Raw genomic sequence first — 22,538 nt, 5'->3', positions numbered from 1 at the left:
GGCGCGCGACCGGGTACGGGACGCGGCAACGCCCCCTCCGTAGTCGCGCGTTGAATTGGCATGAACGCGAAGACGTCTTGTGCCGCTGGACTCTAGGAGGACTAGACCATTGCGTCAATGGTTCGGACCAATTCCCGCTCCGCGGCACCCGGCACGGCCATGTCGGACACAGGCCGACGAAGATCGGCCGGACGGCCCGTGAACCCGTGACGCCATGCCGCCGATCGGGCATACTCAACCCGCCACAGTCGCTGGTCAGCCGCTTCCGAGACCCGGAAGGGCAGCATCGGCTTGGCAGTGTCCCCGACGGCGGCGCCACACCCCGTGCGCGAGCCCGTCGCAGCGCCCGACAGGGAGAGGAGAGCGCCATGCCCGAAGGAGCCGCACAGTCGGTCGAGCGTCAGCTGCCCACCGAAGAGGCCCGGGATCTGTTCGCGCTCGTGCGTGAACTGATCAAGGGCGAGATCGCGCCGCACGCGGCCGCCGAGGAGGAGGCGGGACACTTCCCGCGCGAACTCTTCACCCTGCTCTCCGAATCGGGCCTGCTCGGCCTCGCCTACGACTCCGAGTTCGGCGGCGGCGACCAGCCGTACGAGGTCTATCTCCAGGTCCTCGAAGAGCTCGCCGCCGCGCGCCTGACCGTCGGCCTCGGCGTCAGCGTCCACTCCCTCGCCTGCCACGGGCTCGCCGGGTACGGCACCAAGGAACAGCAGGCCGAGCACCTGCCCGACATGCTCGGCGGCGGCCTGCTCGGCGCCTACTGCCTGTCCGAGCCGTCCTCGGGTTCCGACGCCGCCTCCCTGCGCACCAAGGCTGTGCGCGAAGGTAGCGAGGGCGGGGACTGGGTCATCACGGGCACGAAGGCGTGGATCACGCACGGCGGCATCGCCGACTTCTACACCGTCCTGGCCCGCACGGGCGGCGAGGGCGCGCGCGGCGTCACTGCCTTCCTGGTGCCCGGCGACGCCGAGGGCCTTCAGGCCGCGGCGCCGGAGAAGAAGATGGGCATGAAGGGCTCACCGACGGCGCAGCTCCACTTCGACGGCGTCCGGGTGTCCGACGCCCGGCGCATCGGGGAGGTGGGGCAGGGCTTCGCGATCGCGCTCTCGGCGCTCGACTCGGGGCGGCTCGGCATCGCGGCGTGCGCGATCGGCGTGGCCCAGGCGGCGCTCGACGAGGCGGTGGCGTACGCGACCGAGCGCAAGCAGTTCGGCCGCCCGATCGCCGACTTCCAGGGCCTGCGCTTCATGCTCGCGGACATGGCGACGCAGATCGAGGCGGGCCGGGCGCTGTACCTGGCGGCGGCCCGGCTGCGGGACGCGGGCCGCCCGTTCTCCAAGCAGGCGGCGATGGCCAAGCTGCTGTGCACGGACACCGCGATGAAGGTCACGACGGACGCCGTCCAGGTGCTCGGCGGCTACGGCTACACCCTCGACTTCCCGGTCGAGCGCTTCATGCGCGAGGCCAAGGTGCTCCAGATCGTCGAGGGCACGAATCAGATCCAGCGCATGGTCATCGCCCGCCATCTCGCGGGTCCCGACTCGCGCTGAGCCGCGGGTCGGGGGGAGCGCCGGGGACCGGACCGAACTGATTGTTCCGGTCCGTCCCGAAGCGCCCGTCCCGGTCGGCCCCGAAACGGGCGTCCCGGTCCGCGCCGAAGCGGTGGTCCGTGCCGGTGCCGAATCCTGTGTTCGTGCCCGCGCCGAAGCGTGTGTCCGTGCCGGTGCCGAACCGCGCGTCGCCGCCGGTGCCGAACCGCGTGTCCCGGCCCGAGTCGAACGCCCCCTCCGAGCCGAACCCCCGGTCCGTCCCGAACGGCCCCTCCGCCCCGTACTGCCCGCCGAACTGCCCGCTGCGCACGGTCGGCGCCGCGAGCCGCACCCACTCCGGGTCGTGGCGCCCCGGCAGCGTCCGGCCGCGCTCGGTCCACAGGCGCATCAGGGCGCGGTAGATCGGCGGGTCCTGCACCGGGACGGGCTGCGGCGGGGGCGGGACGGTCGGGGTCTGCTGCGGGTGGTGGGGCTGCTGCGGGTACGGCTGCTGCTGGGGGTACTGGGACGGCTGTGCGTACGGGTTCGGCTGGGGGTAGTGGGTGTACTGAGGCCTGTGAGGAACCGATTCTGCGGTGGCGGCGGGCGCGGTCGCGAGCGGGCGCCTGCGGTGGCCGGCCGGAGCGTGGGTGGGGGTGGTCATGCCGGGCCAACGGTCGGCGCGGAGGGCAGGTCACCGTCGGGTCGAATCGTGCGTGCGTTCATGCCCCGTCCGGCCGCGGCGCGCACGGCGCTCGGCGCCCGCGCCTCCGGTTGAACGCGGTCCGACACGCGCCCGGCCCCGAATCCGTCCGACCCCGCACGCGTCTGGTCCCGGCACGGCAACTGACGTACCGTCACCTCCACGCCGGGGTCCACCGCACACCGGGCGACGTCAACTCCCCGGCGTCCAGGGAGATGTACCGTGCCGGACGACCGCCCCGTACCGCTCGACGAGTACCCCGTCCACCAGGTGCCGCTGTCGATGAAACACGTGGCGACCGGTGACCGGAACGCCTACGACCGCTGTATTTTCCACCTCTTCGACCACAGCGGCCGCGCCCTGCTCATCCTCGGCCTCGGTGTCTACCCGAACACGGGTGTCATCGACGCCTACGCGACCCTGCGCACCGGCGACACCCTGCACGCCGTCCGCGCCTCCGACGCGCTCGGCGACGACCGGTCGAACCTGTCCGTGGGGCCGCTGCGCATCACCGTCGAGGAGCCCCTGCGCAGGCTGCGCCTGACCTGCGCGGCGGACCCGGACGACGCGGACTCGCTCGCGTACGACATCGAGTGGAGCGCCGACTTCCCGGCGCTGTGGGAGCCGCACCACATCCAGCGCCGGGGCGGCAGGCTCACCCTCGAAGGCCGCCGGTTCGTGCAGGCGGGCGGGGCTGCCGGGGTGATCCGCGCGGGCGGCGACGAGATCGCGGTGACGGCGGGGGAGTGGACGGCGACCCGGGACCGGAGCTGGGGGGTGCGGCCCATCCCGGGTGAGGCGGCGGGCCGTCTCGACGAGGACTTCCCGACCGAGGGCTTCCACTGGATCTGGTGCCCGGTGCGCTTCGACGACCGCTTCCTGATGGTCATCACCCAGGAGGACGCGGACGGTTACCGCACCCTCAACGACGCCACCCTCGTCCGCCCCGGCCACCCCGACCGCCAACTCGGCTGGCCCCAGGCCGACATCACCTACCGCTCCGGCACCCGCCACCCCGAGCGTGCCGTCGTCCACCTCATGGACCCCGAGACCCGTAAGCCCCTGGAGCTGGGCGTCGAGACGCTCACGTCGCTGCCGCTCGCCGTCGGCGCCGGATACCCGCCCGCCGACGACTGGCAGCACGGCACCTGGCGCGGCCGCGACTGGGTCGACCGGCGCACCTACGACCTCGCCGACCCGGCCGCGCACCCGCTGGCCGCGTACGGCGTCATCGACCACGCGGCCCGCTTCACCCTGGACGGCCGCGTCGGCCACGGCATCTTCGAGCACGGCACGTTCGGCCGCCACGACCCGAGCGGCTTCGCGGACTTCGGCTCCATGGCGCCCTGAGCGTCACCGAGGGAGGAGTACGGACATGGCAACGGAACCCGACCGGCCCCGACTTCGCACCACGACCCGGGACCCGGACGACCTGGCCCGGCGCCTCACGACCTGGCTCGGCGGCCATCTGCCGGGCGCGAAAGTCGTCAACGTGTCGGTGCCCGAGTCGAACGGCATGTCCAGCGAGACGCTCCTCTTCGACATCGAGCACCCCCGACCGCCGCTCGCCCGGTGCGCGTTGCGCCTCGCGGCGGACCCGGCCGCGTACACGATCTTTCCCGTGTACGACATGGAGCGCCAGCACCGCACCATGCGCCTGGTCGCCGACCGCACCGACGTGCCCGTGCCGCGCGTGCTGTGGCTGGAGCAGGACTCCGGGCCGCTCGGCGCCCCGTTCTTCGTCATGGAGCGGGTCGCGGGGCGGGTGCCGCCCGACGTCATGCCCTATACGTACGAGGGGAACTGGCTGTACGAGGCGAGCGACGCGGAGCGCGCGCGGCTCGAGGAGGCCACGGTCTCCGTCGTCGCGCGGCTGCACGACCAGGTCCCGGCCGCCGACGCCGCGTTCCTCGCGCTCCCGGGCGAGGGCAGCGCACTGCGCCGCCATGTCGCCTCACAACGCGCCTACTACGACTGGGTGGTGACCGGACTCCCGCGTTCCGCACTCATTGAAAGCGCTTTCGCGAAACTGGCGGAACTCTGGCCGGCCGAGGAGGGCACGCCGGTCCTCAACTGGGGCGACGCACGCATCGGCAACATCATCTACGACGGCTTCGAACCCGCCGCCGTGCTCGACTGGGAGATGGCGTGCCTGGCCCCCCGCGAGGTCGACCTCGGCTGGACGGTCTATCTGCACCGGTTCTTCCAGGACCTCACGGTGAGCTTCGGGCAGCACGGACTGCCCGACTTCCTGCGCCGCGAACGGATCGAGGAGCGGTACGCCGGACTCACCGGGCACCGGCCCCGCGACATGGACTTCTACACGCTGTACGCGGCGCTGCGGCACGCCGTCGTCATGCTGCGGGTCGCCTACCGGCAGGTGCACTTCGGGGAGGCGACGGTGCCGGCCGACCCGGACACGCTGATCCTGCACCACGCCAGCCTCGCGGCGATGGTGCAGGGCAGCTACTGGTGACGGCGGCCGTGCGTGACGGTGCGCCGGGGCTCGGCCCGGCGGCACGGGGTCGTCGCGGGCCGGGGGCTCAGGCGGCCGCGCGGCGGGTGGCCTGGCGGGGCACCCGGATCGGGCGCGAGCCGGGGCCGCCCACGTGCGAGAACGGCTGGGTGCGCCAGTCCAGGCCCTGAGGCAGCGTCAGGAGCAGGGCGGTGTCCTGCTCCTGGGCCTCGAGGGATTCGTCGGCGGCACTGGCCTCGGATGCGGCGCGGCCCGTGCCCGCGCAGACCGTGAGCCCGAACGGGTTCCACGGAGTGGCGCACAGCGCGTGCTCGGGCAGGGCGTCCTCGTCCGCGAGGAGCGCGATGGGCTGTCGGCAGTCCGGGCAGATGACCCGGTACATCTCGAAGGTGTCGTACGCGTCCGGCTCGTCCGCCGTGCCGTCGTCGGTGACGGTCTGTTCGACGCCCTCCGGGGCGGGCTCGAGCTCGACGGGCTGCTGCTTGCGGCGCGTGGAACGACCGGGGCGCTTCAGGTTCTGCATGGGAATCTCCCCCTCGGGTGGGCCGACAAGGCGCTGCGGCCTCGACCACAGCAAGCACTTCCCGTCCGGTCCCGGAGGTAATCGCTCCTGCCCGACGGACACGGCCATATGTCTGTGGTGTTCGTCACATGCCAGATGGAGATGCCGTTGCGCGCGGGGTGGCCGCCGGGGCGTCGGCGCGGGGTGTGTGCCCTCCGGGGGCGGGGAGGGGTGCCTGCGCGCCGGACGGCGTGGGCCTGCCGGGGCAGGGGCGCGCGTTCTGCCTCATCCCTTGCGGTCCCTCAGGTATCGGTGAGGATCAAGAGGCCTGTAGGTTCGGCGCATGGAGGAGCTGGACCGACAGATCGTGCAGCTGCTCGTCAAGGACGGGCGGATGAGCTACACCGACCTGGGCAAGGCCACGGGTCTGTCCACGTCAGCGGTGCACCAGCGGGTGCGCAGGCTGGAGCAGCGAGGAGTGATCCGCGGGTACGCCGCCGTAGTGGACCCCGAAGCGGTCGGCCTGCCGCTCACGGCCTTCATCGCGGTGAAGCCGTTCGACCCCAGCGCCCCCGACGACATCGCCGAGCGGCTCGCCGGGGTACCCGAGATCGAGGCCTGCCACAGCGTCGCGGGCGCCGAGAACTACCTGCTCAAGGTGCGCGTGGCGACCCCGCACGAACTGGAGAACCTGCTGGCGAGGCTGCGCACGCTCGCCGGGGTCTCCACGCATACGACGGTGGTCCTCTCGACGCCGTACGAGTCGCGGCCGCCGCAGGTCTGACCCCCGCCCGGGGCCAGGCCCGCGGCCCGCCGCGCCCCTGTGCGGTCCGGCCCCGGTCGTGCCCGGGGCGCCGGGGCGACCCCGCGAACCGGAGCCCCGCGCGCAGGCGCGAGACTGTTCCGCATGAGTGAGCCCATCACCCCCGAAACCGGGCATCGCACCGTTCTGCTGCGCGGCGGCGAAGTCCACAGCCCCGCCGACCCCTTCGCGACCGCGATGGTCGTCGAGCGCGGGCATATCGCCTGGGTCGGCTCCGAGGGCGCCGCCGACGGCTTCGCCGACGGTGTCGACGAGATCGTCGACCTCGAAGGCAACCTGGTCACCCCGGCGTTCACCGACGCCCATGTGCACACGACGTCCACCGGGCTCACGCTCACGGGACTCGATCTGTCCCGCGCCCGGAGCCTCGACGACGCGCTCGTTCTCGTACGCGAACACGCTGCCGCGCACCCGCACGACCGAGTGCTGCTCGGCCACGGCTGGGACGCCGCACGCTGGCCCGGCGGCCGTCCGCCCACCCGCGCGGAACTCGACGAGGCCACCGGCGGCCGCCCGCTCTACCTGTCCCGCATCGACGTGCACTCCGCCGTCGCCAGCACCGCGCTCCTCGACCTCGTCCCCGGGGTCGCCGACGCCGCCGGGTTCCACGCCGACGCGCCGCTGACCGCCGACGCCCACCACGCCGTGCGCACCGCCGCCCACGCTGCCGTGACGCCCCGGCAGCGGGCCGACGCCCAGCGCGCCGCGCTCCACCGCGCCGCCTCGCTCGGCATCGGCTCGGTACACGAGTGCGCGGGCCCCGCGATCTCCGGCGAGGACGACTTCACCTCGCTGCTCCGCCTCGCCGAGCAGGTGGCCGGGCCCCGGGTCGTGGGCTACTGGGCCGAGCAGGGCGCCGAGGGCGTCGCCCGCGCGCGCGAGCTGGGCGCGACCGGTGCCGCGGGTGACCACTTCGTGGACGGCGCGCTCGGCTCGCACACGGCGTGGCTGTGCGAGCCCTACGCCGACGAGGCCGCCGTCGGCAACGCCTACCTGACCGCGGCCGACGTCGCCGCGCACGTGGTGGCCTGCGCGGAGGCGGGGATCCAGGCCGGGTTCCACGCCATCGGGGACGCCGCCGTCGGCGCCGTCGTGGACGGGATGCGCGCCGCCGCCGAGAAGGTCGGCCTGGCCCGGGTGCGGGCCGCGCGGCACCGCGTCGAGCACGTCGAGATGCTCACCCCCGAGACGGTCGCCGCGTTCGCCGAGTTCGGCCTCACCGCGTCCGTGCAGCCCGCCTTCGACGCCCTGTGGGGCGGCGAGGACGGCATGTACGTCCAGCGCCTCGGCGCCGAACGCGCCCGGACCCTCAACCCGTACGCGGCCCTCCTGCGCGCCGGTGTCCCGCTCGCCTTCGGCTCCGACAGCCCCGTGACCCCCCTGGACCCCTGGGGCACCGTCCGGGCCGCCGCCTTCCACCGCACGCCCGAGCACCGGGTGTCCGTGCGCGCCGCCTTCACGGCGCACACGCGCGGCGGCTGGCGGGCCATCGGCCGCGACGACGCGGGCGTCCTGGTGCCCGGCGCCCCCGCCGACTACGCCGTGTGGCAGACCGGCGAACTCGTCGTCCAGGCCCCCGACGACCGGGTCGCCCGCTGGTCCACCGACCCGCGCTCCGGCACCCCCGGCCTTCCGGACCTCGGCCCCGGCGCCGAACTGCCCCGCTGCCTGCGGACCGTGGTGGGCGGACAGTCGGTGTTCGTACGGCCCAACGAGTGACGTCAGCGGTGCGGCGCGGCTCCGAACGGGGCCACACGGCGCGTCGCGCGACCTGCGGCGCCTCGCCACTGACCTGCTGATCTGCGGAGAAGGCGCAGGTCAGAGGGCTATTGACAGACGGCGGCCGTCGGCGGGTAGTTTCGGCCGCGTCCACCACAGGACGTCCGACCGGCGAACCCGCACACAGCCGTCGACCGCCGCTGGATCATGGCGGTGCGCCACCCCGGCGCACCGCCACCGGGAGCCAGGTCCAGCGCCCACGACGCTCAGGCGCGGGAACGCATCCGCCGGAAGGGGGTCGTCCCTCCTGCTCCCAGGAGCTCGGGGGAGGTGCGACCCGGGTAGGGCCCGGCCGCTCAGTAGACAACGGCTCTCGGTCGATCCGCAGCCAGCGGGTCCCAGGCCGGCCCGAAGGGCGCCGGGCCCGATCCGCAGGATCGCTCCTGCGTGATCCTCTTCGTCGACAGGGGGACGAAAGTCGCGCTCCGGACACCGGCGCCCCGCCCGCCGTGTCCTTGCCGGGCCCAGGGTCCGTGGCGTCGCAACACCCCAGGCCCGGGCCACTATGGTGGTTCCCTGCGTACGAACGAAGGGGCAGTAGTGAGCAACGGCGGCGGGATCAGCGAAGCAGCGGACGCGGAGCGGCAGTTCGGCCCGCTCGGCGAGGCCTTGGTGATCATCCCGACCTACAACGAGGCGGAGAACATCCAGGCGATCGTCGGCCGGGTGCGCACCGCCGTGCCGCAGGCGCACGTCCTCGTCGCCGACGACAACAGCCCCGACGGCACCGGGAAGATCGCCGACGAGCTCGCGGCCGACGACGACCAGGTCCACGTCCTGCACCGCAAGGGCAAGGAAGGCCTCGGCGCCGCCTACCTCGCGGGCTTCTCCTGGGGCCTGGAGCACGGCTACGGAGTCCTCGTCGAGATGGACGCCGACGGCTCCCACCAGCCCGAGGAACTGCCGCGCCTGCTCACCGCCCTCAAGGGCGCCGACCTCGTGCTCGGCTCGCGCTGGGTGCCCGGCGGGCGAGTCGTGAACTGGCCCCGGTCCCGCGAGTTCCTCTCCCGCGGCGGCAGCACGTACTCGCGGCTGCTCCTCGACGTGCCGATCCGCGACGTGACCGGCGGCTTCCGCGCCTTCCGCAGCGAGACCCTCAAGGGCCTCGGCCTCGGCGACGTGGCCTCCCAGGGCTACTGCTTCCAGGTCGACCTGGCCCGCCGTGCCATCAAGGCCGGCTACCACGTCGTGGAGGTGCCCATCACCTTCGTCGAGCGGGAGCTGGGCGACAGCAAGATGAGCCGCGACATCGTCGCCGAGGCGCTGTGGCGGGTCACGGCGTGGGGCGTGGGGGAGCGGGTCGGCAAGGTCCTGGGCCGCAAACCCTCTCCTTGATCCCGCACTCCTTGAGCCCGCGCTCCTTGAGCCGCTTGATCCCGCACTCCTTGATCCGCGCGTTGTTGATCACCCCCTTATGCCGGTCTGAGCCGCGCCCAGGCACACTGGGAGCATGACGACTGGCGCACCGCCTCCCACCCAGCCCGCCCGGCCCCGGCGCTCGCGCGTCCTCAGGTTCCTGCCGCTCGGACTCGCCGCCTGGCTGGTCCTGGAGATCTGGCTGCTGACCGTCGTCGCCGGGGCCACCAGCGGCCTGACCGTCTTCCTGCTCCTCCTGGGCGGGCTTGTGCTCGGCTCCTTCGTCATCAAGCGGGCCGGGCGGCGCGCCTTCAAGAACCTCAGCGAGGCGGTGCAACAGCAGCAGCGGGGCGTTGCGGCGACGCCCGACTCCGGGGGTGGCAGTGCGCTCACGATGCTCGGTGGGCTCTTCCTGATCCTGCCCGGACTCATCTCCGACGCCGTCGGGCTGCTGCTGCTCGTGCCGCCGCTGCAGAAGGTGCTCAGCCGCAGTGCCGAGCGTGCCTTCGAGCGCAAGGTCCGTGCGGCCGCTGCCGCGGCGCCCGGGGGGTTGGGGGACGCCTTCCAGCAGGCTCGGATGCAGCACCCTGACGGGAAGGTGGTCCAGGGTGAGGTGATCCGTGAGGACGGGCCTTCGGGGTCGTCGCCCGGGTCCGGGCCGGAGGGTCCGCAGCTGCCGCGCTGAGGTGGGGCCCTGCCGGGGGCTCCCCAATCCCGCCCCTTCCCGTAACTGGGGGCGCTGCCCCCAGACCCCCGCTCCTCAAACGCCGGAGGGGCTGAAATACAGCCGCACATGATCTAGCCCGTCCGGCGATTGAGGACGAGCCGCGAAGCGGCGACAGCGGGGGTCCAGGGGGCGGCAGCCCCCGGTTTCGGAGAAGGGGCGGGCCTGGGGCGCCCCGCGAGGGCACCGGTACCCACGACCACGACGAGGGCGGGCCCGCTGCCGAAGCAGCGGGCCCGCCCTCGTCGTCAATCCGCTCCGCGGTCCGCGCGCTTACGCGGACTTGCGGCTGTCACGCGGATGCACCGCAATATTCATCGCACCGGACCTGAGAACCGCCAGGCGCTCCTCAAGCACCTCCTCGAGCTCTTCTCGAGTGCGGCGCTCCATGAGCATGTCCCAGTGCGTACGCGCGGGCTTGCCCTTCTTCTCCTCAGGTCCGTCGCCGTCCACGAGAAGTGCCTGGGCCCCGCAGACCTTGCACTCCCACTCGGGCGGGATCTCCGCCTCCACCGAGAACGGCATCTCAAAGCGATGTCCGTTCTGGCATGCGTACTCCACGGCCTGGCGCGGGGCCAGGTCGATGCCGCGGTCGGTCTCGTAGCTGGTCACCACGAGGCGCGTGCCGCGAAGAGCTCGCTCACTCATGAATCGTGCCTCCCGGGCTTGTCGCCCACAGGACAGGTGTCGCTGTCGTCGTCATCCGGTCAACGTCCGGTCGGCGGTAAAGATTCCCGTTCAGGGTCATGCGTCGCCGTCGTATGCCGCCCCTTGTTGTACCCACCAGCGCCCGGTTTGTCACATCTGGCAGCAGATGTCACCCAGCGTTTCTGAATCCTCAGCGCGCAGTAACGGTCCGCCTGGCAGGCCAAACGCGTACACTACCGGCCTTCGCCGCTGGTTGCTAAATCCGGCCGGGTCCGAAACGGCTCGGGTCGTGCGTCGCGCGCCGTACCGGAACCCGCGCGAGCGGCCCGCGGCCGCGCGCGGGGAACACCGCCAGGGGCCGGATCGCGCCCGGCCGCGACCCTGTGAGCTGGTACGTCAGCCCGCAGAGGGGCGGCCTGGGCGGTGGCCTGCGCCGGTCGTCGTACGCGTACGCGGAAGCGCTCGGCTGCTTTTCCTTCTTTTTCCCCGGGGTGCCCGTCAGACCCAGGTGCCCCGGTCCTTGAGCACGTCGCGCAGCGTCTCGATGTGGTCCGTCATGATGCCGTCGACGCCCAGGTCGAGCAGGGCGTGCATGCGGTCGGCGTCGTTGATCGTCCACACGTGGACCTGGAGCCCGCGCGCGTGGGCGGTGCGGACGAAGCGGTGGTCGACCACCCGGACCCCTGACTGCGCCTCCGGCACCTGGGCGCACACCGCGGAGACCCGCGGTGTCGTCGGCACCCCCAGGGAGCGCAGCCGAAGCCCGAGGACGCCGCGCGTGCCGAACGACGTGGCGAGGCGCGGCCCCGCCAGGCGCTGGGCGCGTGCGACCCGGCCCTCCGAGAACGAGCCGACGCACACCCGGTCCCAGGCACGGGTCCGCTCGATCAGCTCCAGGAGCGGCAGGAGGGCGGGCTCCGCCTTGACGTCCACGTTCCAGCGGACGTCGGGGAAGGCTTCCAGCAGCTCTTCGAAGAGGGGGACCGGTTCGCTGCCCGCCACGCGCGCGTGGCTCACCGCGCTCCAGGGGAGGTCCGCGATCCGGCCCGACGCGTCCGTGACCCGGTCGAGCGTCGCGTCGTGGAACGCGGCCAGCCTGCCGTCCGCCGTGGCGTGCACATCGGTCTCGATATAGCGGTAGCCGGCGTCCACGGCGCGGCGGAAGGCGGCCGCGGTGTTCTCCAGGCCGTCGGCCGCGCCGCCGCGGTGGGCGAACGCGAGCGGGCCGGGGTGGTCGAGGTAGGGGTGGCGTACGCGCGGGGTCACCGCTGCAGTATCGCCTGCTCCGATGGCTCTCCGGAGGCCACGACGCGGCCCGTGGTGGACGCGGGGACGGCGAAGAAGCGCAGGAAGAACTGGGCGAGCGGGCCGATGCACAGGGCGTAGAGGACCGTGCCCACGCCCACGGTGCCGCCGAGCACGAAGCCGGTGACGACGACCGCCACCTCCACGAGGGTGCGCATCTGGCGGATCGAGCGGCCGGTGCGCTCGTTGAGACCCGTCATCAGGCCGTCGCGCGGCCCGGGACCGAACCTGGCCGCGATGTAGAGGCCCGTCGCCACGCCGTTGAGCGCGATCCCCGCCACCAGGAGCGGCACGCGGATGCCCAGGGCGTGCGCGTCCGGCACGAGGGCCAGGGTGCCGTCCATCGCGAGGCCGACGACGAAGACGTTCGACACCGTGCCGAGGCCCGGGCGCTGGCGCAGGGGGATCCACAGGAGCAGCACGGCGGCGCCCACGAAGATGGTCACGACGCCGATCGACATCCCCGTGCGCTCGGCGATGCCCTGGTGCAGCACGTTCCACGGCTCCAGGCCGAGACCCGAGCGCACCAGGAGCGCGGAGCTGGCGCCGTACAGCGCCAGACCGACGTACAGCTGGAACAGTCGTCGCGTGAGATGGCGCTCGGCGCGCGTTCCCGTAGTGGGCCGACCTGATTTCGCCCTGGACAAGAGAAGCCCCCCATGGTGGTAGTGGCCTGACGCATGACACTCTGTGGCTTGGTGGCGGACGCCAACCATGGCCAATTCGACGAAGGTGGACTGGGATCATGCCTCAGTGGACATCAGCGGTGGGCTCGACCCAGCTCGCCCGGCTCCTCACCTCCCAGCAGGCGCGCCCCGCGAGCGCGGGCACCCGTCGCCCGCCCGCCTATCGCGCCCTCGCCGACGGTATCCGCCTCCTCGTCCTTGAAGGACGCGTTCCCGTGGCGGCCCGTCTGCCCGCCGAGCGCGAGCTGGCCGTCGCGCTCGCCGTCAGCCGGACCACCGTCGCCGCCGCCTACGAAGCGCTGCGCACCGAGGGCTTCCTGGAGTCCCGCAGGGGAGCGGGCAGCTGGACCGCCGTCCCGGCCGGCAACCCGCTGCCCGCGCGCGGCCTCGAACCGCTGCCCCCCGAGGCGCTCGGCTCCATGATTGACCTGGGCTGCGCGGCCCTGCCCGCACCCGAGCCCTGGCTCACCCGCTCCGTCCAGGGCGCCCTCGAAGAGCTCCCGCCCTACGCCCACACCCACGGCGACTACCCGGCCGGACTACCCGCCCTGCGCGCCATGCTCGCGGAGCGCTACACCGCGCGCGGCATACCGACCATGCCGGAACAGATCATGGTCACCACCGGCGCCATGGGCGCCATCGACGCGATCTGTCACCTCTTCGCGGGCCGCGGCGAGCGGATCGCCGTCGAGTCGCCCAGCTACGCCAACATCCTCCAGCTGATGCGCGAGGCCGGCGCGCGCCTGGTGCCCGTGGCGATGGCCGAGGGCCTCGGCGGCTGGGACATGGACCGCTGGCGCCAGGTCCTGCGCGACGCCGCGCCCCGGCTCGCGTACGTCGTCGCCGACTTCCACAACCCCACCGGAGCGCTCGCCGACGAGGACCAGCGCCGCCGCCTGGTCGACGCCGCCCGGCACGCCGGCACCGTCCTCGTCGTCGACGAGACCATGAGCGAGCTGCGTCTTGACGAGGGCCTCGACATGCCGCGCCCGGTCTGCGGTTTCGACCCCGCGGGCTCCACCGTCATCACCGTCGGCTCGGCGAGCAAGGCCTTCTGGGCGGGCATGCGCGTCGGCTGGGTGCGCGCCGCGCCCGACGTGATCCGCAGCCTGGTCGCCGCGCGCGCGTACGCCGACCTCGGCACCCCCGTCCTGGAGCAGCTGGCCCTCAACTGGCTGCTCAGCACCGGGGGCTGGCAGCAGGCCGTGGACGTGCGCAGGGAGCAGGCCCGCGACAACCGCGACGCCCTGGTCGCCGCCGTGCGCCGCGAGTTGCCCGGCTGGGAGTTCGAAGTGCCGCGCGGCGGCCTGACGTTGTGGGTGCGCACCGGTGGGCTCTCCGGCTCGCGCATCGCCGAGGTCGGTGAACGCGTGGGCGTGCGCGTGCCGTCGGGCCCCCGCTTCGGCGTGGACGGCGCCTTCGAGGGCTACGTACGCCTGCCGTTCACCGTGGGCGGTGCCGTCGCCGAGGAGGCGGCGGTGCGGCTCGCGGCGGCCGCCCGCCTGGTGGAGTCCGGGTCGGGCGCGGGCTCCGGGGCGGAGGGGCCGCACACATTCGTGGCGTGAGGGCGCGCGAGGGTGCCGTCCGGTGTGCTCAGCCCTCGGCGACCGCCGGGGCGAGGGCCGCGTCCGCCGGTGTCGTGCGGGCCGGGAGCAGGTCGAGGACGGCCCGCCGGTGCGCGTCGCTCGTGGCGTCGTCGTACGGGTCGGGGGTCGCCGGGACCTGGAGGCGGAGCACGGGTCCTGTGCCGAGGCGGGCGTAGCCGCGCCCGGGCGGCATGTCCGCCGTGGGGGTCGTGTGCGGCCGCGCGCCCAGGACCTCCTCGATCTGTCCCGGCGTGGCCGGACCGAGCACCACGCGCGCGCGGGTGTGCTGGCACACGGCGTCGGTGAGGGCGTCCGCGCTGTCGAGCTGGTCGGCGACGACGACGGTGACGCCCGCGGCGCGCCCGTGCCGCAGCGGTACCTGGAGCAGCGTCTGCGGATCGCGGTGGCCGTCGGCTGCGGCCAGGTGGCCGAGGGTGCTGGGGCGGTCGAGGAGGATCCACAGGGGCCGCTTGATGTCGTCCGGCGGGGGGTGGCCCGCCTGCCGGGCGCGGTTCGCGGCGATGAGCCGCCGCTCCGTCTCGTGCGCGGCCCACTCCAGGCTGGCGAGCGCCCCGGCGAGTCCGCACTCGACGGCGAGGACGCCGTCGCGCCCCGTCAGGCACGCGAAGTCGCCGGTGCCGCTGCCCTCGATGATGACGACGTCGCCGTACTGGAGCGCCTGCAGGGCCACCGACCGCAGGAGCGTGGTGGTGCCGCTGCCGGGGTGGCCGAGGACCAGAAGATGGGGTTCGGTGGACCGGCCGCCGGTGCGCCACACGACGGGCGGTACGTCGCGCTGCTCGTCGCCGTCCGCCACGGGCAGGGTGCGCTGTACGGCGGAGGGGTCGGTGAAGCCGAGCACGGTCTCGCCGGGGGCGGTGACGAAGCGCTGGGCCGCGATGTCGGTGGGCAGCGGCGGCAGCACGGTCACGGTGAGGGTGTTGCCCTCCTCGTCCCACGTGAAGTGGTACTCCCGGCCACGCCCCGACTTGGCGTGCAGCAACTGCTCGATGCGCGCGCGGGATTCGGCCTCGCCGTCGGTGAAGTACGCGGGATAGCGCAGCACCAGGTGGGAGACCCGGCCGTCGTCGTCGAACGCGTAGTCGCTGAAGGCCTTGTCCCACTCGCCGCCGTGCGCGAACAGCGGGCTCGGGTCGTCGGGGACGGAGAAGTACGGCACGAGTGCTTCGTAGAGCGACTGCAACCGCTGGACCTGGGCGTCGTCCGGGCCGGAGGGGGCCGGCGCGGTGCGCTCACGGCCGGTCCAGGCGGCGGCCGCCATCAGGCTGATGGCGGCGAGCAGCGGACCGTAGGGAATGAGCGCCACGACGAGGACCACGGAGGCCACCAGGAACAGCAGGGGGCCCCTGCGGTCCTTGGGGGTCTCGGACCACTTGCGCCGCCCGGCTCCGGCGAGGCGGCGCAGCCCGCGGGTGATCGTGATCAGCGGGTGGAGGACGTCGGTGGCACTGTCGGCGGCCGACCGGGCGAGTTCGCGACTGCGCGCGATGTGCTCCCGGCCCCGGGCGATCTGGGCGGTGCCGTTGCTCAGGATGCGGGGGAGAGGGCGCCGAGCCACGTCGTTCTCCTGGGGGTGGTGGTGAGCGGTGAACCGTCGGAAACCGTCAGAACTTGATGCCGCCGAGCAGGCTCGCGAGGCTCGCGCCTCCGGCCTTGATGCTCGGGGCGATGGCGGTGCCCGCGAGGTAGAAGCCGAAGAGCGCGCACACCAGCGCGTGCGAGGCCTTCAGCCCGTCTTTGCGGAAGAAGAGGAAGACGATGACTCCGAGCAGCACGACACCTGAGATGGACAGGATCATGAGGTTTCTCCTGGTCGATGGGGACAGTCACCATGAGTTCTTCCAGGCTCACAGCATGTATCCATACGATAAAGGGTGCAAATGGGGTAAATTTCCGATATTTACCTCGAACGGCGGCGGCCTGATGGGCCGACTGTGCACCTCGGAGGCGGTTTCGAAGCGGGGGGTCGGGGTGGGCGTCCGGGGAGGGGCGTCACCCGACGTGATCTTTGCCGTGTGCGCGGTCGGTCATGTGCCGTGACGGGCAGTACCCTGTCGATTCACTCGTACGGCTGCACGGCTGGGACACCGGGAACGATCCGGACCGGCCGCGCATTCGTTTCGGCCCTGTGCACGCGGAACACGAAAGGCGATCGTCACTGTGAGCGATGAAGTCCCCGAGACGGGGAGCGCGGCCGTTCCCGACCCGGAAGTCGTGGCCCTCGCGGGCAAGATCTTCGACCTCGCCCGGGCCGGTGACACCGACGCGCTCGCCGCGTACGTCGACGCGGGCGTGTCCGCGGACCTCACCAACGACAGCGGCGACTCGCTCGTCATGCTCGCCGCCTACCACGGCCACGCGGCGACCGTGCGCGCCCTGATCGAGCGCGGCGCGGACCCGGGACGCGTCAACGACAAGGGCCAGACGCCGCTCGCGGGCGCCGTCTTCAAGGGCTCCGACGACGTGATCAGGGCGCTGCTCGACGGGGGCGCCGATCCGGCCGCCGGCACGCCCTCGGCGATCGACACCGCGCGCATGTTCGAGAAGAGCGAACTGCTCGCACTGTTCGGCGCCGCCTGAGCGGGTAGGCGGTCCGGCAGCACGGGGGCGCCGGAAATGTGGTCGCGGCGGGCAGAACCGCTGGGTCATCATGACGACGTGATTCACGGACGCGACGTCGGGGCAGGTGTTGCCGCAGCGCGCGGACCGTGAGCGGCCCGACCCCGGACATGGCGTCCGGGACCCTCCGGGTCACCGACGAGAGGCAGAGGAAGATGGTCTTCAGCAAGCAAGAGACGTGGGGCGGCCCGACGTGTTGGCGCGCGGCCAGGTAGTGCGGATTCCCGGTTGCGTCGACGCTTGATGTGAGGCTGTTTCCCATGTTCGAACCGGTCATAGCGCCCAGCGGTACGCTGCTCGGCCTGCTGCAGCGGGGCCGCGGCGACGGCACCCTGCACGCACTCACCGCCCCTCGGTCCGAGGCGCTCTCCGCCCTCGACCACTGTGTGCTGCACGACCCGCGGCACGACTGGCAGGTGGAGAACCGCTCGCTGTACTACGCGCGGCTCTACCTCGATCTGAACGGCGGGCTCGGCGCGATCCAGCGCCATCTCTTCGACCCCGACGACACGCTCGACCCGGACGACTCACGCACCGGGCTCGCGCTGTCCGTCCTCGGCCACCTCGCCTCGTACGACAGGCTGGACGCCCTGCGCCTGCTGCGCAGCTACGCCGAGTACGGGGCGAACTGGGCCTGGGCCCTGGACGAGCTCGCCCTGCGGGACGACGACGCGGGCCTGCGCGCCCTCGCCGTTCCCGTACTGGCCCGCTTCCCCGCCGACGCCGAGGGCGAGGCCGCCCTCACCGAGGCCGTGCGCGACGCCTTCGAGCCCCGGCCCTGGCGCCTGTGGGCGGAGGATCCGCGGCCCGAGATCGGCGGCCGCGTGCGCGCCGCCGCCGAGCGCGGCTCCTTCGACCGCTGGCAGCGCCAGCTCGCACCCGCGGGGCCGCGCCCCGGCTGGAGCGTGCGGGCCGTGCTCGCCTGGGCCCAGGAAGGACTGGAGCGCGGCGCCGCCCTGCATGTGCCGGCCGCCCGCTGTCTGACCGCCGTCGCCGGGCCCGAGGACCGCGCCGAGATCCTCGAGGCCGCCCGCCACGGCGCGGACGCCGAACGCGGCACGGCCCTGTGCTACCTGGCCGACGCCAACGATCCCGGCGTGCTCGACCTCCTGGAGGAAGCGGCGCAGAGCCCGTCGCGCGCCGTCGCCGACATCGCGGCCGAGACGTTCGAGCGGATGCGCTCCGTCGCCGCCGTCGAACGGGCCCGGCAGTGGGCCGGGCGCCCCGACGCGCTCGGCGCGGCCGCCGGACGCGTGCTCGCCTGCAGAGGCGGCGCCCAGGACAGCCAGCTGGTGCTCGCCGCGCTGCGCGAGGCGGTGCGCGGCGAAGGCCCGGACGCGCCGACCCTGTGGCCGCTCGTCGACGGCGCGGGCCGCCTCGGCATCGGCTGCGCGGCGCCCGTCCTGCGCCACGTCTACCGCGAGACCGCCTCCTCCCACCTCAGGGGCCGCGCCGCCCGCGCGCTCGCCGCCACCGACCCCTCCTTCGCCGCGGGCTTCGCCGTCGAGTGCCTGTGGGACTGCGAGGAGTCCACCCGCGAAGTCGCCGCACGCCACGCCGAGACCGGTGACGCCCGCGTGGTCAACCGCCTCCGTCGGCTCGCCGCTGATCCCGCCGAGGAAGACGACGTGCAGTCGGCGGTACGGAGCCGGATCGGGCCGGACGCGCCTGCCGTGTGAGCCTCGGGGCGCGGTGGGGAGGTGCTGTCGGCGGTGTTCGGGTGGTGTTCGGGCGGTGCTGTGCGGATGGCCGGGGGGGCGTGGACGTCGCGGACTGCCGGGTGACGTGGATGTCGGCGGTGCTGGATGCGGGTGGGCCTCGGACAGGTCCCGGGTGGCCTCGGACGGGATCCGGATGGACTTGGACGGGCCCCGGGCGGGCTTGGAGGCCCAGGGCGGGCTCGGGTCGGGCCTGGTCACGCCTCGGACGGGCTCCGGATGTGCCTCTCGGCAGGCCGGGCGTTCGTGAAGTGAGCCTTCCCCGCCGCCCGCCGCCCGCCGCCCGCCGCCCGCCGCCCGCCGTGAGCCAGGCCTCTGCCCGGCGCAGGGCCTCTGGACGCTCGCTTGCCCTCCACGCCACCGCACAGCCGGGACCATGCCCCCGCACGAGCCGGGATCGCAGCCGGTGCCGCACTCTCCACACGTGGGCAAGCCCCGCCCCCGAAGGCCCAGCCGACCGCCCCCGCCCGGTGCGTAACGCCCCGCCTGCGGCGAAATGGCCGGATCCCGTGGAGCGCAACGCTCATGGGACGTTCCTCATCAGGAAAGATCCACGTTGACGTGGGCACGCCCCGCCTGACGACAACACGGGTATGCGTGTCGTCATCGTCACCGAATCCTTCCCGCCCGACATCAACGGCGTGTCGCACTGCGCCCTGCAGACCGCCCGGCAGCTCGTCGCGCGCGGTCACGAGCCCCTCGTCGTCGCCCCCGCCACCGCGGCGGGGACCGACACCGACGCCGACCCTCTCTCCCCGTGCCCCGTCGTCCGCGTACCCTCGCTGCCGCTCCCCGGATATCCGCAGGTCAGGGTCGCGTTGCCGAGTCGACGGCTGGCGGCGGCGCTGAGCGCGCACCAAGCCGACCTGGTCCACCTGGCCAGCCCGTTCGTGCTCGGCGCGCGCGGCATGGCCGCGGCGACCCGCAAGCACCTGCCCACCGTCGCCGTCTACCAGACCGACATCGGTGGCTACGCGCGGACGTACATGGGCCGGGGCGAGGCCACCGCGTGGCGGCGCATCCGCGCGGTGCACGCCGCCGCCGACCGCACCCTCGCGCCCTCCACGGCGGCCCTCACCGACCTGGTCGCGCACGGCGTGCCCCGGGTGCGGATGTGGCCGCGCGGCGTGGACACCGAACGCTTCAGGCCGACGCTGCGCGACCCCGCCCTGCGCCGCGCACTCGCCCCCGACGGCGAACTGATCATCGGCTACGTAGGGCGGCTCGCCCCTGAGAAGCACGTCGAACTCCTGGCGCAGGTGTGCGGCCTCGACGGTGTCCGGGTCGTCGTCGTGGGCGACGGGCCGAGCGCGGGCGCCCTGCGCACGGCGCTGCCCGGGGCCGCGCTTCTCGGCCGCCGCACCGGCGACGAACTCGCCCGGATCTTCGCCTCCTTGGACGTCTTCGTGCACACCGGGCCCCTGGAGACCTTCTGCCAGACCGTGCAGGAGGCCATGGCCAGCGGCGTTCCCGTCGTCGCTCCCGCCGTCGGCGGACCGCTCGACCTGGTGGTCCCCGGGAGCACCGGGATCCTCATCCCGCCCGGTGACGCCGCCGCCGTGCGGGACGCGGTGTGGGTCATGGCCGCCGACCCGGCGCTGCGGGCCGCGTACGGGGTCGCCGGGCGCGCCGCCGTCCAGGGACGGACCTGGGACGCCATCGGGGACCAGCTGATCGCGCACTACGAAGAAGTGCTCGCCGAGCGCACGGCGGTGGCGGCATGAGCGCGGCCCTGGGCATGAACCCCCTCGCCACGGCACGAGCCGCGCGCACCGCCGGGCCACTGCGCATCGTGCGCCTCGCCAACTTCGTCACGCCCTCGTCGGGCGGACTGCGCACCGCCCTGCGGGAACTGGGCCGCGGCTACCTCGCCGCGGGCCACGACCCCGTCCTGATCGTCCCCGGGGAGCGCGCCGACACCGTCCGCACGGAACAGGGACTCGTCATCACCGTGCCCGGACCCGAGCTGCCCGGCACCGGCGGCTACCGCGTCATCGCCGACCGGCGGCGCCTCACCCGCCTCCTGGAGCGCCTCGCCCCCGACCGCCTCGAGGTCTCCGACCGCACCTCCCTGCGCTGGACCGGCGAGTGGGCGCGCCGCGCCCGCGTCCCGGCCGTGATGGTCTCCCACGAGGCGGCGGACGCCGTGATGCGCACCTGGGGGCTGCCGCCGGGCCTGGCGCGCCGCGCGGCCGACGCCCTCAACACCCGTACCGCGCACGCCTACGCGCGCGTGGTGTGCACCACGGCCTGGGCGGAGCGCGAGTTCGTACGCGTCGGGGCGGGCAACGTCGTACGCGCCCCCCTGGGCGTCGATCTGGCCGACCGCCACCCGGGGCTCTGGGACCGGCGGACACGGCAGCGCTACGCGCGCAGGGACGACGACGTGCTCCTGGTGCTCTGCTCCCGCCTCTCCGTCGAGAAGCGCCCCGGCATGGCGCTCGACACCCTGGAGACCCTGCGGGGGCGTGGCGTACCGGCCGTGCTCGTCGTCGCGGGCGATGGTCCGTTGCGCGCCCGGCTCGAACAGCGGGCACGGGAGCGGCGGCTTCCGGTGACCTTCCTCGGCCATGTCGCGGATCGCGCCGCACTCGGGGCCCTCCAGGCCGCGGCCGACGTGTGCCTGGCCCCGGGCCCTTGCGAGACCTTCGGTCTGGCCGCGCTCGAAGCCCTCGCCTGCGGCACCCCGGTCGTGGCCAGCGCCTCGTCCGCGCTGCCGGAGATCGTGGGCGGCGCGGGGGCTGCCGCCGCCGACACGCCCCGTACGTTCGCCCACGCCGTGCGGGCAGTTCTCGAACGCCCGGAGCACATCCGCCGGGCGATGGCACGCGCGCGTGCGGAGTGCTTCGGGTGGGACGTGTCTGTGCGGGCGTTCCTGGCTGCTCATGGGGCGGAAGTGGGGGTTGGGGCGGCTGCTGTCGGCCATGGGCTTGGATCCGCCTCCGGCTTGGGTTCCAGTTCTGGCTCCGGTTTCGGCCCCGGCCTCGGCCTCGGATCCGGTTTCGGTTTCGGTTTCGGTTCAAACTCCGGCTCCGGCTCCAGCCCCGGCTCCGGATCCGGTTTCGGTTCCGTGCGGGGTGCCACGCGGGTGGTGGCCGCTGTCGATGGGGACGCGGCACCGGCCAGGGACGGCGCACCGGCGCTGCGCCTCGTGGTGGGGCCCGGCGCCGGGCCGGACGGGGGCGGTGACGGATGAGGCCGGTGACGTTCGTGGCGCTCGGGGACTCGCTCACGCAGGGTGTGGGGGACCCCGTGGACGGTGCGTGGCGGGGCTGGGCGGCGCTGCTCGCCGCGGGCCTCGGGACGCCCCAACGGCCCGTGGAATTCCACAACCTGGCCGTCAGCGGCGCCCAGACCTGCGACGTGCACGCCCGCCAGACGCCCCGGGCGGTCGCCCTGCGACCCGACGTCGTGTCTGTCGTCGTCGGCGTCAACGACACCCTGCGCCGCACCTTCGACATCCGTGCTGTCGCCGTGCGCCTCGACGAGGTGTACGGCGCCGTCACGGCTGACGGCGCCGTCCTGCTCACCGCCTGCATGCCCGACCCCGGCGCCATGCTGGGCCTGCCCGGCGCGCTCGGCCGCCCCCTGGCCCGACGGCAGCGCGCGGTCAACGCCGTCGTGCACGCCCTGTCCGAACGCCACGGCGCCGTCCACCTGCACGCCGCCGACGAGGAGTGGGTCGCCGACCGCGCCCTGTGGAGCGCGGACCGGCTGCACCCCGGAGAGCGCGGGCACCGGGTGTTCGCCGCCCGCTTCCACGCACTGCTCGCCGCGGCGGGCCTGGCGCCCGGCCCCGCTCCCGCCGTCGAGCCCGAACTGCCGCCGCCCGCCGCGTCGGCGAGCCTGCTGTGGCTGGCCACGGCCGGCACCGGCTGGATCGCCCGGCGCTGCACCGACCTGCTGCCGCAGCTGCTCGGCCTCGCCGTGGAGGAGGTACGGCACCAGGTGCGGGGCACGAGCGGCGGGCTCGACGTGCGGGACGCGCACGCCGCGGCGGCGGCACTCGCGGGCCTCGGGACCGCGGAGCGGCAGGTGGAGGCGGCGTAGCCAGCGCCGTGCC

General features: G+C 73.8%; 19 protein-coding genes and 1 pseudogene. 13 read left to right on the top strand and 7 right to left on the bottom strand.

From position 1 onward, the window contains the following. The first annotated feature begins 368 nt into the window (after window positions 1-368). Window positions 369-1,550 carry an acyl-CoA dehydrogenase family protein gene (locus OO63_RS18405; protein WP_030360413.1) on the top strand — a complete coding sequence of 394 codons (1,182 nt, stop codon included), beginning with the start codon at window positions 369-371 and terminating at the stop codon, window positions 1,548-1,550. Here the strand turns inward: OO63_RS18405 and OO63_RS18400 are convergent. Further along, entirely contained in the window at window positions 1,513-2,193 is a 681-nt protein-coding gene (locus tag OO63_RS18400) for a hypothetical protein (RefSeq protein ID WP_033264235.1), read from the bottom strand. The genes OO63_RS18405 and OO63_RS18400 overlap by 38 nt on opposite strands. A gap of 261 nt (window positions 2,194-2,454) precedes the next feature. Here OO63_RS18400 and OO63_RS18395 point away from each other — a divergent pair, with 261 nt between their 5' ends. After that, window positions 2,455-3,582 (top strand): Rv3169 family protein, encoded by a 1,128-nt coding sequence (locus OO63_RS18395; RefSeq protein ID WP_030360411.1) that lies wholly within the window; start codon window positions 2,455-2,457, stop codon window positions 3,580-3,582. A gap of 25 nt (window positions 3,583-3,607) precedes the next feature. Continuing rightward, window positions 3,608-4,708: a phosphotransferase family protein gene (locus tag OO63_RS18390; RefSeq protein ID WP_030360410.1), complete on the top strand. Its 1,101-nt coding sequence runs from the start codon at window positions 3,608-3,610 to the stop codon at window positions 4,706-4,708. A 67-nt stretch (window positions 4,709-4,775) separates the two neighbouring features. On the opposite strand, the gene OO63_RS18385 is transcribed toward OO63_RS18390, so the two are convergent. Then, complete coding sequence (locus OO63_RS18385; protein WP_030360409.1) at window positions 4,776-5,231, bottom strand: hypothetical protein; 456 nt, start codon at window positions 5,229-5,231, stop codon at window positions 4,776-4,778. Between the two features lie 322 nt (window positions 5,232-5,553). Between OO63_RS18385 and OO63_RS18380 the strand changes: the two genes are divergently transcribed. The 4 genes from OO63_RS18380 to fxsA all read left to right on the top strand — a co-directional run bounded on the left by OO63_RS18380 (window position 5,554) and on the right by fxsA (window position 9,853). Further along, the gene (locus tag OO63_RS18380) at window positions 5,554-5,994 is read left to right on the top strand and encodes an Lrp/AsnC family transcriptional regulator (protein ID WP_030360408.1); all 441 of its coding nucleotides are present in this window, start codon (window positions 5,554-5,556) and stop codon (window positions 5,992-5,994) included. A 123-nt stretch (window positions 5,995-6,117) separates the two neighbouring features. Continuing rightward, window positions 6,118-7,752, top strand: coding sequence for an amidohydrolase (locus OO63_RS18375; RefSeq protein ID WP_030360407.1), 1,635 nt, complete (start codon window positions 6,118-6,120; stop codon window positions 7,750-7,752). 600 nt (window positions 7,753-8,352) lie between these two features. Beyond that, a complete protein-coding gene (locus OO63_RS18370) occupies window positions 8,353-9,147 on the top strand; it encodes a polyprenol monophosphomannose synthase (protein WP_030360406.1) in 795 nt (264 codons plus the stop codon). 115 nt (window positions 9,148-9,262) lie between these two features. Then, window positions 9,263-9,853 (top strand): FxsA family membrane protein, encoded by a 591-nt coding sequence (fxsA, locus tag OO63_RS18365; protein ID WP_030360405.1) that lies wholly within the window; start codon window positions 9,263-9,265, stop codon window positions 9,851-9,853. A gap of 312 nt (window positions 9,854-10,165) precedes the next feature. Here the strand turns inward: fxsA and OO63_RS18360 are convergent, their stop codons facing one another. From OO63_RS18360 to yczE, 3 genes are all read right to left on the bottom strand, one after another. Beyond that, the gene (locus tag OO63_RS18360; protein ID WP_030360404.1) at window positions 10,166-10,540 is read right to left on the bottom strand and encodes an RNA polymerase-binding protein RbpA; all 375 of its coding nucleotides are present in this window, start codon (window positions 10,538-10,540) and stop codon (window positions 10,166-10,168) included. A 498-nt stretch (window positions 10,541-11,038) separates the two neighbouring features. Next, the gene (locus OO63_RS18355; protein ID WP_030360403.1) at window positions 11,039-11,806 is read right to left on the bottom strand and encodes a glycerophosphodiester phosphodiesterase family protein; all 768 of its coding nucleotides are present in this window, start codon (window positions 11,804-11,806) and stop codon (window positions 11,039-11,041) included. Then, window positions 11,803-12,492 (bottom strand): membrane protein YczE, encoded by a 690-nt coding sequence (gene yczE / locus OO63_RS18350; RefSeq protein WP_051810975.1) that lies wholly within the window; start codon window positions 12,490-12,492, stop codon window positions 11,803-11,805. Before yczE ends, OO63_RS18355 begins: the two co-directional genes overlap by 4 nt. A 98-nt stretch (window positions 12,493-12,590) precedes the next feature. Here yczE and OO63_RS18345 point away from each other — a divergent pair, with 98 nt between their 5' ends. Next, window positions 12,591-14,096 carry an SCO1417 family PLP biosynthesis transcription factor gene (locus tag OO63_RS18345; RefSeq protein WP_030360401.1) on the top strand — a complete coding sequence of 502 codons (1,506 nt, stop codon included), beginning with the start codon at window positions 12,591-12,593 and terminating at the stop codon, window positions 14,094-14,096. 28 nt (window positions 14,097-14,124) lie between these two features. Here OO63_RS18345 and OO63_RS18340 read toward each other — a convergent pair whose 3' ends face one another. After that, window positions 14,125-15,696, bottom strand: coding sequence for a P-loop NTPase family protein (locus OO63_RS18340; protein ID WP_030360400.1), 1,572 nt, complete (start codon window positions 15,694-15,696; stop codon window positions 14,125-14,127). 46 nt (window positions 15,697-15,742) lie between these two features. After that, entirely contained in the window at window positions 15,743-15,937 is a 195-nt protein-coding gene (locus OO63_RS18335; RefSeq protein WP_030360399.1) for a hypothetical protein, read from the bottom strand. Between the two features lie 361 nt (window positions 15,938-16,298). On the opposite strand from OO63_RS18335, the gene OO63_RS18330 reads away from it, so the two are divergent. The 5 genes and pseudogenes from OO63_RS18330 to OO63_RS18310 all read left to right on the top strand — a co-directional run bounded on the left by OO63_RS18330 (window position 16,299) and on the right by OO63_RS18310 (window position 22,525). Continuing rightward, window positions 16,299-16,718, top strand: coding sequence for an ankyrin repeat domain-containing protein (locus OO63_RS18330; RefSeq protein WP_051810974.1), 420 nt, complete (start codon window positions 16,299-16,301; stop codon window positions 16,716-16,718). Window positions 16,719-17,017: 299 nt separating this feature from the next. Further along, window positions 17,018-18,436: a hypothetical protein gene (locus tag OO63_RS18325; RefSeq protein WP_030360397.1), complete on the top strand. Its 1,419-nt coding sequence runs from the start codon at window positions 17,018-17,020 to the stop codon at window positions 18,434-18,436. Between the two features lie 632 nt (window positions 18,437-19,068). Further along, window positions 19,069-20,199, top strand: a complete 1,131-nt coding sequence (locus OO63_RS18320) for a glycosyltransferase family 4 protein (RefSeq protein WP_030360396.1) — start codon at window positions 19,069-19,071, stop codon at window positions 20,197-20,199. A 14-nt stretch (window positions 20,200-20,213) separates the two neighbouring features. Continuing rightward, window positions 20,214-21,374 (top strand): annotated as a pseudogene (locus tag OO63_RS18315) (glycosyltransferase); the annotation flags it as partial. A gap of 293 nt (window positions 21,375-21,667) precedes the next feature. Next, window positions 21,668-22,525, top strand: a complete 858-nt coding sequence (locus OO63_RS18310; protein ID WP_030360394.1) for an SGNH/GDSL hydrolase family protein — start codon at window positions 21,668-21,670, stop codon at window positions 22,523-22,525. Window positions 22,526-22,538: the final 13 nt, after the last annotated feature.

This window comes from Streptomyces alboflavus, assembly GCF_000716675.1.
In the GTDB taxonomy this organism is placed as follows: Bacteria; Actinomycetota; Actinomycetes; order Streptomycetales; family Streptomycetaceae; genus Streptomyces; species Streptomyces alboflavus.
Note: the sequence above shows the minus strand (reverse complement) of the source record. Positions and strands in the feature narration are given on the sequence as shown.